Source organism: Streptomyces sp. SID5643 (assembly GCF_009872555.1).
Taxonomy (GTDB): domain Bacteria; phylum Actinomycetota; class Actinomycetes; order Streptomycetales; family Streptomycetaceae; genus Streptomyces; species Streptomyces iakyrus.
The window spans coordinates 29,408-43,996 of record NZ_WWIC01000002.1 but is presented as its reverse complement, the minus strand read 5'-3'; the positions used below and the strand labels follow the sequence as shown (position 1 = coordinate 43,996).

The window sequence follows — 14,589 nt, the reverse complement described above, 5'->3', positions numbered from 1 at the left end:
CTCTGTACGAGGCGGTGCGATATGGCCATGCGGGCCCTCAGCCCTCGACAAGCCGGCGGCGTGGAGCGCTGATGGGGATGACCGGTCTGGTCGACGGGGTGCGCGGAAGTCAACCTTGTGGGCACCTGGGGGAACGCGCCGGTTTATGGGTTCGTTACCGCCCAGCGGTGTGATGCGTTCGGGGGAGTGACGTGCCGTCGCGGGAGCGCCTCGGCCGGCCTCATCGGCCGTCGCCTTGCTCAGCAAACCCAGTGCGGAGCCCGCTGGTGTGAGCCGGTCCGGCGCAGGCGGTTGGCGCTCGAGGCCTCCCAGGCAACCGAGCGGCTCCGACCGGCGGGAAGGCGAAGAGGAGGCGCACAGACGGAAGCGAGGGTCGGGCAGACCGCGCCCTGCCCGACGTCTGCTCCGCGAGTGTCCCTGACGGTCGTTCACTGCGGTGTTGATCTCTCGGCTCGTATCCTGGGGCGGCATCCCCACTACCCACCTGTGCCGGGAACGCGAGCCGGTGCACGCGTCGGCGCGAGAAAGGTCGCACGGTGAGTCAGCCGAGCCCCAAACCGCAGCAGATCCCGGTCGTCGTCCTGGCCGGATTCCTCGGCTCGGGGAAGACCACCCTGCTCAACCACCTCCTGCACCGCAGCGGCGGCAGCCGTATCGGTGCCATCGTCAACGACTTCGGGGCGATCGAGATCGACGCGATGGCCGTCGCGGGAGCACTGGGCGACTCGACGGTCTCCCTCGGCAACGGCTGCCTGTGCTGTGCCGTCGACGCGAGCGAACTGGACCAGTACCTGGAGCGGCTCGCGGAGCCCTCCCTCGGCATCGACGTCATCGTCATCGAGGCCAGCGGCCTCGCCGAGCCGCAGGAACTCGTGCGGATGCTGCTGGCCAGCGAGCATCCCGGGGTCGTGTACGGCGGGCTCGTGGAGGTCGTCGACGCCGTCGAGTTCGACGACACCCGTGCCCGGCATCCCGAGATCGACCGGCATCTTTCGCTGGCCGACCTCGTCGTCGTCAACAAGCTCGACCGCGCGGCGGACGGCGAACGCGTCCTCGGGCTGGTCCGGTCCCTCGTCGATCGCGCCGCCGTCGTCCCTGCCACCTACGGCCGGATCGACCCCGAGTTCCTCTTCGACTGCCGTCCGAGCGAGGAGCGCATCGGGCAGCTCTCCTTCGACGACCTGCACGAGCACGGCCGGGACGACGACGCCCACGACGGCCACCTGCACGCCGCGTACGACAGCCTGTCGTTCGTCTCCCGGGAGCCCCTCGACCCCCGCCGGCTGATGACCTTCCTCGACAGCAGGTCCGAGGGGCTGTACCGGATCAAGGGCTACGTCGACTTCGGGCCGCACGACGTCCGCAACCGTTACGCCGTCCACGCCGTCGGGCGGTTCCTGCGCTTCTACCCCGAACCCTGGCCGGGCGGCGGCGAACGCCTCACCCAGCTGGTCCTCATCGGCTCCGGGATCGACGCCCCCGCCCTCGGCAAGGAACTGGAGGCGTGCAGGAGCGAGGCCCCACACGCCGACGAGCACGGCATGTGGGGCGTCCTGCGGTACGTGCGCGACCCCGAGGCGGGTCTCGCGGACCCGGCCTAGACCGGCCCGGCCACCACCGCCACGGTCTTCGCCAGGGACACTCCCGAGCCGTCGCGGCGCGGGTCGATGTCCGGGAGGTCGGCCGGGGTGCCGTTCTTCTGCGCGGCGAGCGCGGGAGCGGGGCCGGCCCAGGCCAGGGACAGACAGTCCTCGCCCTTCAGGAACCGCTGGCAGCGGACGCCGCCCGTGGCGCGGCCCTTGCGCGGGTACTGGTCGAACGGGGTCAGCTTGGCCGTCGTCTGGACGGAGTCGTCCAGCGTGCCCCGCGAGCCTGCGACGGTGAAGACCACGGCGTCCACCGCCGGGTCCACCGCCGTGAAGGAGATGACCTTCGCGCCCTCGGCGAGCTTGATGCCGGCCACCCCGCCGGCCGGGCGGCCCTGCGCGCGGACCTGGGACGCCTGGAAGCGCAGCAACTGCGCGTCGTCGGTGACGAAGACCAGGTCCTCCTCCCCGGTGCGCAGCTCGACCGCGCCGACGATCCGGTCACCCTCCTTGAGGGTGATCACCTCCAGCTCCTCCTTGTTGGCCGGATAGTCCGGCACCACGCGCTTGACGACGCCCTGTGCCGTGCCGAGCGCCAGGCCCGGCGACGACTCGTCGAGCGTGGTCAGGCAGACCACCGTCTCGTCGTCCTCCAGGGAGACGAACTCCGCCAGCGGCGCGCCCCCCGCGAGGTTGGGTGCCGTCAGCGACTCGGGAAGCTGGGGGAGGTCGATCACGTTCAGCCGCAGCAGCCTGCCCGCCGAGGTGACCACGCCCACCTCACCGCGGGCGGTGGCCGGCACCGCCGAGACGATCACGTCGTGCTTCACGCGCTGGGCACCGGCGTCCTCCGCGAACGGCTCGCCGTTCGCCGTACGGGCCAGCAGGCCCGTCGAGGACAGCAGTACCCGGCACGGGTCGTCGGCCACCTGGAGCGGCACCGCGGAGACCGGGGCACCGCCCGACTCCAGCAGGACCGTACGCCGGTCGGTGCCGAACTTCTTGGCGACGGTGGCCAGTTCGGAGGAGACCAGCTTGCGCAGCTCCGCGTCCGAGTCGAGGATCCGGGTCAGCTCCTCGATCTCCGTGTTGAGCCGGTCCTTCTCGGACTCCAGCTCGATGCGGTCGAACTTGGTCAGACGGCGCAGCGGTGTGTCGAGGATGTACTGCGTCTGCACCTCGCTCAGCGAGAACTGCTCCATCAGGCGCTGCTTGGCCTGCGCGGAGTTCTCGCTGGAGCGGATCAGGCGGATGACCTCGTCGATGTCCAGCAGGGCCGTCAGCAGGCCCTCGACCAGGTGCAGCCGGTCGCGCTTCTTGCCGCGGCGGAACTCCGAACGCCGCCGGACGACGTTGAAGCGGTGGTCGAGGTAGACCTCCAGGAGTTCCTTCAGACCCAGGGTGAGCGGCTGGCCGTCGACCAGGGCCACGTTGTTGATGCCGAAGGACTCCTCCATCGGCGTCAGCTTGTAGAGCTGCTCCAGGACCGCTTCCGGCACGAAGCCGTTCTTGATCTCGATGACCAGGCGCAGGCCGTGCTCGCGGTCGGTCAGGTCCTTGACGTCGGCGATGCCCTGGAGCTTCTTCGAACCGACCAGGTCCTTGATCTTGGCGATGACCTTCTCGGGGCCGACCGTGAAGGGCAGCTCCGTGACCACGAGGCCCTTGCGGCGGGCCGTCACGGGCTCCACCGAAACCGTCGCCCGGATCTTGAACGTGCCGCGGCCGGACTCGTAGGCGTCCCGGATGCCGGACAGGCCGACGATGCGGCCGCCGGTGGGCAGGTCGGGGCCCGGGACGTGCTTCATCAGGGCGTCGAGATCGGCGTTCGGATACCTGATCAGGTGGCGGGCGGCCGCGATGACCTCGCGCAGGTTGTGCGGCGCCATGTTCGTCGCCATGCCGACCGCGATGCCCGAGGCGCCGTTGACCAGGAGGTTCGGGAAGGCGGCGGGCAGGGCCACCGGCTCCTGCTCCTGGCCGTCGTAGTTGGGGTTGAAGTCGACCGTGTCCTCGTCGATCGACTCCGTCATCAGGCTCGTCGCCTCGGCCATCCGGCACTCGGTGTACCGCATGGCCGCCGGCGGGTCGTAGTTGCCCAGCGAGCCGAAGTTGCCGTGGCCGTCGACCAGGGGGACCCGCATCGAGAAGGGCTGGGCCATGCGGACGAGGGCGTCGTAGATCGACGCGTCGCCGTGCGGGTGCAGCTTGCCCATCACCTCGCCGACGACACGGGCGCACTTGACGTACCCGCGCTCGGGGCGCAGGCCCATCTCGCTCATCTGGTAGACGATCCGTCGGTGCACGGGCTTGAGACCGTCGCGTGCGTCGGGCAGGGCGCGGGAGTAGATGACCGAGTACGCGTACTCGAGGAAGGAGCCCTGCATCTCGTCGACGACGTCGATGTCGAGGATCCGCTCCTCGTACGAGTCGTCGGGCGGCGTCTTCGTGCTGCGGCGGGCCATCGCTGCCGGCTCCTCCTGTTACTGGTCGCTCGCCTACGGGGCGTTCCTGCCGGTGAGGAGACGTCGATCGTGCCCGGCCCTTCGGGTCCTGCGCGCGTTCGCCCACTCGTCACCGGTCGCCCCTGCGGCTCGCTCATGCTGCTGCGATCCGGATCTGACGCCGACCATTGTGGACCGCCGCACTGACAAGCGGGACCAGGACCCTGTCTGCGACGCCTGCCGGGCCGTCCGGAGCCCCGCGGGAACGGCGGCCCGTGCTCGCTCTCGGCGTACGCCGCCCGGGAACTTCACCAGGGCATCGCACGCTTGCATACAGTGGCAGGACCGGCAGGAATCCGCGGTCGGGAAGACCGCTCCGCGATCGAAGGGACGTACATGCCCATGGGTCACACGGCCACAGCCCAGGCAGGCTCCGGGGGCCTGACAGCGACCGAGCACCGCCTGGCCAACGGCCTGCGCGTGGTGCTCTCCGAGGACCACCTGACCCCGGTCGCGGCGGTGTGCCTCTGGTACGACGTCGGCTCGCGCCACGAAGTCAAGGGACGCACCGGCCTGGCTCACCTTTTCGAGCACCTGATGTTCCAGGGTTCCGCTCAGGTCAAGGGCAACGGCCACTTCGAGCTCGTCCAGGGCGCGGGCGGCTCGCTGAACGGCACGACCAGCTTCGAGCGGACCAACTACTTCGAGACCATGCCGGCCCACGAGCTGGAGCTCGCGCTCTGGCTGGAGGCCGACCGCATGGGCTCGCTGCTGACCGCGCTCGACGACGAGTCGATGGAGAACCAGCGGGACGTCGTCAAGAACGAGCGCCGCCAGCGCTACGACAACGTCCCCTACGGAACCGCCTTCGAGAAGCTGACCGCACTCGCCTACCCGGAGGGCCACCCCTACCACCACACCCCGATCGGCTCCATGGCCGACCTGGACGCGGCGACCCTGGAGGACGCGCGGGCGTTCTTCCGCACCTACTACGCGCCGAACAACGCCGTGCTCTCCGTGGTCGGCGACATCGACCCGGAGCAGACCCTCGCCTGGGTCGAGAAGTACTTCGGCTCCATCCCCGGTCACGACGGCAAGCCCGCCCCGCGCGACGGCTCGCTGCCGGAGACCATCGGCGAGCAGCTGCGCGAGGTCGTCGAGGAGGAGGTCCCGGCGCGCGCCCTGATGGCCGCCTACCGGCTGCCGCACGACGGCACGCGCGCGTGCGACGCGGCCGACCTCGCCCTCACCGTCCTCGGCGGCGGCGAGTCCTCCCGCCTCTACAACCGGCTGGTGCGGCGCGACCGTACGGCCGTGGCGGCCGGCTTCGGCCTGCTGCGGCTCGCCGGGGCGCCCTCCCTGGGGTGGCTGGACGTGAAGACGTCCGGTGACGTGGAGGTGCCGGCCATCGAGACCGCCATCGACGAGGAGCTCGCCCGGTTCGCCGAGGAGGGCCCCACGGCCGAGGAGATGGAGCGCGCCCAGGCCCAGCTGGAGCGCGAGTGGCTGGACCGGCTCGGCACGGTCGCCGGCCGCGCCGACGAACTGTGCCGGTACGCCGTGCTGTTCGGCGACCCGCAGCTCGCCCTGACCGCCGTCCAGCGTGTGCTGGAGATCACGGCGGAGGAGGTCCAGGAGGTCGCCAAGGCCCGCCTGCGGCCCGACAACCGCGCGGTGCTCGTGTACGAGCCGACCGCCCCCGAAGCCCCCGCCGACCAGGACGAGAACGAGGAGGCGGCCCGGTGACCGAGCTCGCCACGATGGACTTCCACCCCCGGCCCCAGTCGGGCGACGCCAAGCCGTGGGCCTTCCCCGCCCCCGAGCGCGGCACGCTCGACAACGGTCTGACGGTGCTGCGCTGCCACCGCCCCGGCCAGCAGGTCGTCGCCGTGGAGGTGCTGCTGGACGCCCCCCTGGAGGCGGAGCCGGCCGGTCTCGACGGTGTGGCCACGATCATGGCCCGGGCGTTCTCCGAAGGCACCGACAAGCACTCCGCCGAGGAGTTCGCCGCCGAGCTGGAGCGTGCCGGCGCCACCCTCGACGCGCATGCCGACCACCCCGGCGTCCGGCTCAGCCTGGAGGTGCCGGCCTCCCGTCTCGCCAAGGGGCTGAACCTGATCGCCGACGCGCTGAGGGCGCCCGCGTTCGCCGACAGCGAGGTCGAGCGGCTGGTCACCAACCGCCTCGACGAGATCCCGCACGAACTGGCCAACCCCTCCCGCCGTGCCGCCAAGGAGCTCTCCAAGGAGCTGTTCCCGTCGGACGCGCGCATGTCGCGGCCCCGGCAGGGCACCGAGGAGACGGTCGCCGCGATCGACTCCGCGGCCGTTCGCGCCTTCTACGAGAAGCACGTCCGCCCCGCGACGGCCACCGCCGTCGTCGTCGGCGACCTCACCGGTATCGACCTCGACGCCCTGCTCGGCGACACCCTGGGGGCCTGGACGGGCTCCTCGGCCGAGCCGCGTCCGGTGCCGCCGGTGACCGCCGACGACACCGGCCGGGTCGTCATCGTGGACCGCCCCGGCGCCGTCCAGACGCAGCTGCTGATCGGCCGGGTCGGCCCGGACCGGCACGACCGCGTGTGGCCCGCGCAGGTGCTCGGCACGTACTGCCTCGGCGGCACCCTCACCTCCCGCCTGGACCGCGTCCTGCGCGAGGAGAAGGGCTACACCTACGGCGTTCGGGCGTTCGGCCAGGTCCTCAGGTCCGCGCCGGACGGCACGGGTGCCGCGATGCTCGCCATCAGCGGTTCCGTCGACACGCCCAACACCGGCCCGGCTCTGGAGGACCTCTGGACGGTGCTGCGCACTCTCGCCGCCGGGGGACTGACCGACGCCGAGCGGGACGTCGCCGTGCAGAACCTGGTCGGGGTGGCTCCGCTCAAGTACGAGACGGCAGCGGCGGTCGCGAGCACGCTGGCCGACCAGGTCGAGCAGCACCTGCCCGACGACTACCAGGCCACGCTGTACCGTCAGCTCGCCGCGACCGGCACCGTGGAGGCCACCGCGGCGGCCGTGAGCGCCTTCCCGGTGGACCGTCTGGTGACCGTCCTCGTCGGCGACGCGGCGCAGATCAAGGCGCCTGTCGAGGCCCTGGGCATCGGCGAAGTCACCGTCGTCGCGGCCGAGTAGCGGCACGCGCGCAGGGGCCCTGGTTGTCTTCAAAGGCACCAGGGCCCCTTTATGCCCGAATTGATATGGGAGTTGCCTGTCTGCCCTGTGGGATGCGCTACAAACACCTGGATTCGTTTGGGAATTGAAAGCGGCGCCGCTTAGCGTCGTCCGGGCTGTTCGTCAGGCAGTGCGCCGCACCCGCGGCACCGGACAGTCATCGCCGAGTCCCCGTACGGCGCGAGCCAGGGGAGCCGGGGACCCACCGCAGTCCCTGGGGTGAATCGGGCGCCCGCGCGAGTCGCGAGGGAGTCCGTAGGAGACCTTCCTGCTCCGAACCCGTCAGCTAACCCGGTAGGCGAGAGGGAAGGAAAGGACCAGCCACTACATGGCGTTCACTCGCGCCACCGGGAAGCACCGTCGTCCCAGCAGGATCCAGCGCGGCACCGCCCGCGCGGCGGGCGTCGCGGCCCTCGCCACCACCGGCGTGATCGGCACCGTGGCGGCCCCCGCTGCCTTCGCCGCCGAGCCCAGCCCCGAGCAGACCGGCCTCACCCCGGTCGTCACCATGGGCGACACCGTGGCCCAGCAGATCGACGCCCAGGCGATCGCGCAGCAGCAGGCCGCCGAGGAGGCCGCCGCCAAGCGGAAGGCCGAGGAGGCCGCGCGCAAGCGGGCCGCCGAGTTGGCCGAGAGGGCCAAGGAAGCGGCCGAGAAGGCCCGCGAGGCCAAGGAGCGCGCCGCCCGCGAGGCCGAGCGCAAGCGCCTCAACGCCTATGTGGCCCCGATCTCCGGCTCGTACGTCTCCACCAGCTACAAGGCCAGCAGCGGCCTGTGGTCCTCCGGCAGCCACACCGGTGTCGACTTCCACGCCGCCACCGGCACCTCCGTCCACGCGGTCGGGGCGGGCACCGTCGTCGAGGCCGGCTGGGGCGGTTCGTACGGCAACCAGGTCGTCATCAAGATGAACGACGGGACGTACACCCAGTACGGCCACCTGTCCTCCGTCGGCGTCTCGGTCGGCCAGCAGGTCACCCCCGGCCAGCAGATCGGCCTGTCCGGCGCGACCGGCAACGTCACCGGCCCGCACCTGCACTTCGAGGCCCGCACGAGCGCCGAGTACGGCTCGGACATCGACCCGGTCGCCTACCTCCGCTCCCACGGCGTGAACCTCTGACCGGAACCCCCGCGCCGTTCCCGAAGCCCCGGCTCCCCGAGCCGGGGCTTTCGGCGTTTACGGCGGTGGCCTGTCCAAAAAATATCCCTGGATTCCCGATGGCCGTCGGAAATTCCGGCTCATTGCAATAGAGTCACGGAACGGGCGCCGCTCGTCGGCGTTTCACGGGGATTAATGGGGAGGTCGGTCATGCGTATTCCCGCGCACTCGGTGTGCACGGCCATCCGGGACGACATCGTCGCGGGTGTCCTCGCGCGCGGCAGCCGGCTCACCGAGGAACTCCTCGCGCGCCGCTACGGCGTCTCGCGGGTGCCCGTCCGGGAGGCGCTGCGCACCCTGGAGGCCGAGGGCTTCGTGGTGACCCGCCGGCACGCGGGCGCGTGCGTGGCCGAACCCACCGAGCAGGAGGCGGGCGACCTGCTGGAGATGCGCATGCTCCTGGAGCCGCTCGGAGCGGCCCGCGCCGCCCAGCGCCGCACCGAGGCGCATCTGAAGGTCCTGCGCGGCCTGGTCCGGCTGGGCCAGGAGCGGGCCCGCCGGGGCAGCAGTGACGACCTGCGCTCCCTCGACGGCTGGTTCCACGAAACGCTCGCCCAGGCCTGTGGCAGCCCCGCACTGACCTCGATGCTCACCCAGCTCCGCCACAAGATCGCGTGGATGTACGCCGTGGACGCACCGGCCAGCCCGGTGGAGTCCTGGACGGAGCACGGCGCGATCGTGGACGCGGTGGCGCGCGGGGACGGCGAGCGAGCGCGGGCGGTCACTGCGCTGCACGCCGAGCGTGCCACCGGCGCGCACCGCCTGCGCTTCGGCTCCGGCAGGGAGCCCGCCGACCGTGTGAGGAACTCGCAACATCCCGTAAACACGGCGAGCCCGCGGCATTAACACGGCGGCCGTATACAAAGAGCGGCCAATTCGTTAGGGCCTGATTCCCCTGCCCGAAAACAGGGAATTCCACAATTCCCCGCTCCTTGTCGTCCGGAATGGCGAAGGGCCCGCCCGGTGAATCGGGCGAGCCCTTCCATGCGCGCCGAACCGGCGCACGGGACATCAGACGGTCTCGGGCAGTTCCTCAAGACCCTCGGAGACCAGCTTGGCCAGCCGGTCCAGGGCGGCGTCCGCGCCCTCGGCGTCGGAGGCGAGGACGATCTCCTCGCCCCCCTGGGCGCCGAGGCCCAGGACGGCCAGCATGGAGGCCGCGTTGACGGGGTTGCCGTCAGCCTTGGCGATCGTCACCGGGACGCCTGCGGCCGTGGCGGCTCGGACGAAGATGGAGGCGGGGCGGGCGTGGAGACCCTCGGCCCAGCCGACGTTGACGCGGCGCTCAGCCATGTGTTGCTGCCCTTCGGTGTTCAGGGTTGTCTAGACCAGTTTCCCACATCGTGAAGCTCACCGGGAGCGGTCCTCGCGTTCCGCTCCAGGGGTGCCGTCGGGTCGCGGCCTCGACCCGGCTGACGCCCTCCACAGACTGCCTCGCGCCACTGTCGGACGCTAGCCGTACTCTGGGGCCCATGCAGACCTCGCCGGACCGGCACGAGTATCCCGCCCACTGGGAAGCCGACGTGGTGCTGCGCGACGGGGGCACCGCGCGCATCCGGCCCATCACCGTTGATGACGCCGATCGTCTGGTCAGCTTCTACGAGCAGGTCTCCGACGAGTCGAAGTACTACCGCTTCTTCGCGCCGTACCCTCGCCTGTCCGCCAAGGACGTCCACCGCTTCACGCACCACGACTTTGTGGACCGGGTGGGACTCGCGGCCACGGTCGGCGGCGAGTTCATCGCCACCGTACGCTACGACCGGATCGGCGCGGACGGAACGCCCGCGTCCGCACCCGCCGACGAGGCCGAGGTCGCCTTCCTCGTGCAGGACGCCCACCAGGGCCGCGGGGTCGCCTCCGCCCTGCTCGAACACATCGGTGCCGTCGCCCGTGAGCGCGGCATCCGCCGCTTCGCCGCCGAGGTGCTGCCCGCCAACACCAAGATGATCAAGGTGTTCACGGACGCCGGCTACACCCAGAAGCGCAGCTTCGAGGACGGCGTCGTCCGTCTGGAGTTCGACCTCGAACCCACCGACCGCTCCCTCGCCGTGCAGTACGCCCGCGAACACCGCGCCGAGGCACGCTCCGTGCAGCGGCTCCTCGCTCCCGGTTCGGTCGCCGTCATCGGCGCCGGACGCACCCCGGGCGGCGTGGGCCGCAGCGTCCTCGGCAACATCCGCGACGCCGGGTTCACCGGCCGCCTGTACGCCGTGAACAAGGCCCTGCCCGACGGGCAGAAGGAACTCGACGGAGTGCCCGCGCACCGCTCGGTGCGGGACATCGACGGGCCGGTCGACCTCGCCGTCGTCGCCGTGCCGGCCGAGCAGGTCACCGAGGTCGTCACCGAGTGCGGCGAACACGGCGTGCAGGGGCTCGTCGTGGTCTCCGCCGGGTACGCCGAGAGCGGCCCCGAGGGGCGCGAGCGCCAGCGCGCCCTCGTCCGGCACGCGCGCACGTACGGCATGCGCATCATCGGCCCCAACGCCTTCGGCATCATCAACACCTCATCGGAGGTGCGGCTGAACGCCTCCCTGGCCCCCGAGGTGCCGCGCCCGGGCCGGATCGGCCTGTTCGCCCAGTCCGGTGCCATCGGCATCGCGCTGCTGTCACGGCTGCACCGGCGCGGCGGCGGCGTCACGGGCGTGACCGGCGTCTCCACCTTCGTCTCCTCCGGCAACCGCGCCGACGTCTCCGGCAACGATGTCCTGCAGTACTGGTACGAGGACCCGGACACCGACGTCGTCCTCATGTACCTGGAGTCCATCGGCAACCCCCGCAAGTTCACCCGCCTCGCCCGCCGGACGGCCGCGGCGAAACCGCTGGTCGTGGTCCAGGGCGCGCGGCACGCGGCTGCTCCCCAGGGGCACGCCGTCCGGGCGACCCGGCTGCCGCACGAGACCGTCTCGGCCCTGCTGCGCCAGGCCGGCGTCATCCGCGTCGACACCATCACCGAGCTGGTCGACGCGGGCCTGCTGCTGGCCCGCCAGCCCCTGCCCCCCGGCCCCAGGGTGGCCATCCTGGGCAATTCGGAGTCGCTCGGCCTGCTCACGTACGACGCGTGCCTCGCCGAGGGCCTGCGGCCGCACCCCCCGCAGGACCTGACCACAGCGGCCTCCGCGGCCGACTTCCACGCCGCCCTGTCCCGCGCGCTCGCCGACGACCGGTGCGACGCCGTCGTCGTCACCGCCATACCGGCGGTGGGAGAGGGCTCGGTCGGCGACGCGGCCCTCGCGGAGGCCCTGCGCTCCGCCTCTGCCGCGGCCCCGGGCAAGCCGGTCCTGGTGGTCCACGTGGAGCTCGGCGGCCTGGCGGAAGCCCTGTCGGCGGCGGCGAGCACGGCACCGCAGACCGGTTCGGCTGAAACGCCGCAATCAACCGGAACGCCGCAATCAACCCGCCACCGGGTATCAAGCGCCAAGTGGGACGAACGGCCTCAAAACGCACCCGGTGCGACGCCTGCCGGGGACCACCTCCCCGCCACCGACGCCCCCGAAGGCGCCCACCTCATCCCCGCCTACCCGGCCGCCGAGCGTGCCGTCCGCGCCCTCGGCCAAGCCGTCGCCTACGCGCAGTGGCGGCGCGACGCCGCCGACCCCGGCAAGGTGCCCGAGTACGAGGACATCGGCGAGAAGGGCGCCGCCGCGCTCATCGACGGCCTGCTCGCGCGCGGGCAGGGACTCACCCTCGGCACCGAGGAGACCTGCGACCTCCTCGGCCACTACGGCGTCCAGGTCCACCGCGCCCTGCCCGCCCCCACCCCCGACGCCGCCGCCGAAGCCGCCCGCACCCTCGGCTACCCCGTGGCGCTCAAGGCCACCGCCCCCCACCTCAGGCACCGCGCCGACCTGGGCGGCGTCCGCCTCGACCTCGCCGACGAGGACCAACTGCGCCGCTCGTACGCGGAGTTGACCGAGCTGTTCGGCGCGCCGGAGGAGCTGCGGCCGGTGGTGCAGCGGATGGCGCCGCGCGGCGTGGACGTCGTCGTACGGGCCGTCATCGACCCCGCGGCCGGAGCGGTGCTCTCCTTCGGGCTCGCCGGGGCCGCCTCGCAGCTGCTCGGGGACACCGCGCACCGGCTGATCCCGGTCACCGACCGGGAGGCGAGCTCGCTGGTGCGCTCGATCCGCACCGCCCCCCTGCTGTTCGGCTGGCGCGGCTCCGCACCCGCGGACACCCGGGCCCTGGAGGAGCTGCTGCTGCGGGTGTCCCGGCTGGTCGACGACCACCCCGAGGTCGTCGCGGTCACCCTGGAGCCGGTCGTCGTCGCCTCGCACGGCCTGAGCGTCCTCGGTGCCTCCGTCCGCCTCGCGCCCCCGCCCGCCCGCGACGACCTCGGACCGCGGACCCTTCCCGCCTACTGACAGGAGGCGACCTGTCCCTCGCAGTCAGTGGTCCCCCGTAGGATGGGCGTCATGGCCAAGACCAGTACGACGACCCAGGGGCTGCGGGCGGCGATCGAGCGCAGCGGCTACTACCCGGCCCTCGTGGCCGAGGCGGTGGAGGCCGCCGTGGGCGGTGAGCCCATGCGGTCGTACCTGGTCCACCAGGAGACGACGTTCGACCAGAACGAGGTGCGACGGCACGTGACCGTGCTCGTCCTCACGGACAACCGCTTCATCGTCAGCCACACCGATGAACAGGCCGCCGACAGCACCTCCCCGACGCCGTACGCCACGACGTCGACGGAGTCCGTGAAGATCGGCCGCATCTCGTCGATCGTGGTCAGCCGCGTGGTCGCCAACCCCGAGTCGTACAAGCCGGGCACCCTGCCCCGCGAGGTCGTCCTCACCATCGGCTGGGGCGCCGTCTCCCGCATCGACCTGGAGCCGGCCGCCTGCGGCGACCCCAACTGCGAGGCGGACCACGGCTACACCGGCAACTCGACGGCGGACGACCTCAGCCTGCGCGTCAGCGAGGCCGGAGACGGACCGGAGACCGTGCGTGAGGCCCTCGCGTTCGCGCAGGCCCTCTCCGAGGCAACCGCGGACACGACCCGCTGATGGCACAGCCCGAGACGGCCTGGGACCCCCACCCCGAACCGCTGACCGTCGCCTCCGCACCCGCCCCCGAGTACGGCAGCGGATCGCTCGCCGACCTCCTGCCCACGCTGGCCGCCGGTCTCGGCGTACCGGACATGAACGCCACGATCACCGAGCTGACCCCCGCCGACCGGAACTGCGTGTTCCTGATCGACGGTCTCGGCTGGGAGCAGCTGAAGGCGCACCCCGAGGACGCGCCCTTCATGACGTCCCTCCTCGCCACCTCGCGCGGCGGCACCGGGCGTCCGCTCACCGCCGGCTACCCGGCGACCACGGCGACCTCCCTCGCCTCCGTCGGCACCGGCCTGCCGCCCGGCGCGCACGGCCTGCCCGGCTACACCGTCCGCAACCCGGACACCGGCGAGCTGATGAACCAGCTGCGCTGGCAGCCGTGGACGCAGCCCGGCGTCTGGCAGCCGTACCCGACGGTCTTCCAACTGGCGCACGCGGCCGGGGTGCACGCCGCACAGGTGTCGTCCCCGACCTTCCAGAACACCCCCTTGACCAGGGTCGCGCTCAGTGGCGGAACGTTCCTGGGGCGGCTGACCGGCGAGGACCGCATGGCCCTGGCGGCCGAGCAACTGGCCGCGGGCGACCGCTCCCTGGTGTACACGTACTTCGCCGAGGTGGACGGCGCCGGTCACCGCTTCGGCGTCGACTCCGACGCCTGGCGCGGCCAGCTCATGTACGCCGACCGCCTGGTCCAGCGCCTGGCCGAGCAACTGCCGCCGCGCAGCGCCCTCTACGTCACCGCCGACCACGGCATGATCGACGTTCCGTTCGACGAGCAGCACCGCATCGACTTCGACGAGGACTGGGAGCTGAGCGCCGGAGTCGCCCTGCTCGGCGGCGAAGGCCGCGCCCGCCACGTCTACGCGGTGCCCGGCGCGGCGAACGACGTCCTCACCTGCTGGCGCGAGGTGCTCGGCGAGCAGTTCTGGGTGGCCTCACGCGACGAGGCCATCGCGGCGGGCTGGTTCGGCCCGCACATCGACCAACGGGTGTACGCCAGGATCGGTGACGTGGTCGCGGCCGCCCGGGACGACGTCCTGCTCATCGCCTCCGAGCGGGAGCCCAAGGAGTCGGCCATGGTCGGCAACCACGGTTCGATGACCCCCGCCGAGCAACTGGTCCCCCTGCTCGAAGTACGCTCCTGACACAGCCCCACGCCGACCTCCCACGCCGAAAGGTGCT

Annotated in this window: 10 protein-coding genes and 1 riboswitch; of the genes, 8 read left to right on the top strand and 2 right to left on the bottom strand. The window is 71.9% G+C overall.

Annotated features, from left to right (window positions below; translation table 11 throughout):
* Positions 1–536: 536 nt before the first annotated feature.
* Complete coding sequence (locus tag GTY56_RS00440) at positions 537–1,601, top strand: GTP-binding protein (protein WP_161361350.1); 1,065 nt, start codon at positions 537–539, stop codon at positions 1,599–1,601.
* Here the strand turns inward: GTY56_RS00440 and GTY56_RS00435 are convergent.
* Entirely contained in the window at positions 1,598–4,051 is a 2,454-nt protein-coding gene (locus GTY56_RS00435) for a DNA gyrase/topoisomerase IV subunit A (protein ID WP_161361348.1), read from the bottom strand. The two genes, GTY56_RS00440 and GTY56_RS00435, sit on opposite strands and share 4 nt — an antisense overlap.
* Before the next feature lie 381 nt (positions 4,052–4,432).
* On the opposite strand from GTY56_RS00435, the gene GTY56_RS00430 reads away from it, so the two are divergent.
* The 4 genes from GTY56_RS00430 (at position 4,433) to GTY56_RS00415 (ending at position 9,202) form a co-directional block, all read left to right on the top strand.
* Positions 4,433–5,776 carry a M16 family metallopeptidase gene (locus GTY56_RS00430; RefSeq protein WP_161361467.1) on the top strand — a complete coding sequence of 448 codons (1,344 nt, stop codon included), beginning with the start codon at positions 4,433–4,435 and terminating at the stop codon, positions 5,774–5,776.
* Entirely contained in the window at positions 5,773–7,161 is a 1,389-nt protein-coding gene (locus GTY56_RS00425; RefSeq protein ID WP_161361346.1) for an insulinase family protein, read from the top strand. The genes GTY56_RS00430 and GTY56_RS00425 overlap by 4 nt, the downstream gene beginning before the upstream one ends.
* A 190-nt stretch (positions 7,162–7,351) precedes the next feature.
* Positions 7,352–7,516: riboswitch (cyclic di-AMP (ydaO/yuaA leader) on the top strand.
* A gap of 12 nt (positions 7,517–7,528) precedes the next feature.
* A complete protein-coding gene (locus tag GTY56_RS00420) occupies positions 7,529–8,317 on the top strand; it encodes a M23 family metallopeptidase (RefSeq protein WP_161361344.1) in 789 nt (262 codons plus the stop codon).
* A 189-nt stretch (positions 8,318–8,506) separates the two neighbouring features.
* Positions 8,507–9,202 carry a GntR family transcriptional regulator gene (locus GTY56_RS00415; RefSeq protein ID WP_161361341.1) on the top strand — a complete coding sequence of 232 codons (696 nt, stop codon included), beginning with the start codon at positions 8,507–8,509 and terminating at the stop codon, positions 9,200–9,202.
* Between the two features lie 165 nt (positions 9,203–9,367).
* Here GTY56_RS00415 and GTY56_RS00410 read toward each other — a convergent pair whose 3' ends face one another.
* Positions 9,368–9,649, bottom strand: a complete 282-nt coding sequence (locus tag GTY56_RS00410; protein ID WP_003993478.1) for an HPr family phosphocarrier protein — start codon at positions 9,647–9,649, stop codon at positions 9,368–9,370.
* A 179-nt stretch (positions 9,650–9,828) separates the two neighbouring features.
* On the opposite strand from GTY56_RS00410, the gene GTY56_RS00405 reads away from it, so the two are divergent.
* Genes GTY56_RS00405 through GTY56_RS00395 form a run of 3 tightly spaced genes read left to right on the top strand, consistent with a single transcriptional unit; the run spans position 9,829 to position 14,552 of the window.
* Positions 9,829–12,717, top strand: a complete 2,889-nt coding sequence (locus GTY56_RS00405; protein WP_161361339.1) for a bifunctional acetate--CoA ligase family protein/GNAT family N-acetyltransferase — start codon at positions 9,829–9,831, stop codon at positions 12,715–12,717.
* 51 nt (positions 12,718–12,768) lie between these two features.
* Positions 12,769–13,356: a DUF5998 family protein gene (locus tag GTY56_RS00400; protein ID WP_181361612.1), complete on the top strand. Its 588-nt coding sequence runs from the start codon at positions 12,769–12,771 to the stop codon at positions 13,354–13,356.
* Positions 13,356–14,552, top strand: coding sequence for an alkaline phosphatase family protein (locus tag GTY56_RS00395; protein ID WP_161361338.1), 1,197 nt, complete (start codon positions 13,356–13,358; stop codon positions 14,550–14,552). The genes GTY56_RS00400 and GTY56_RS00395 overlap by 1 nt, the downstream gene beginning before the upstream one ends.
* Positions 14,553–14,589 lie beyond the last annotated feature (37 nt).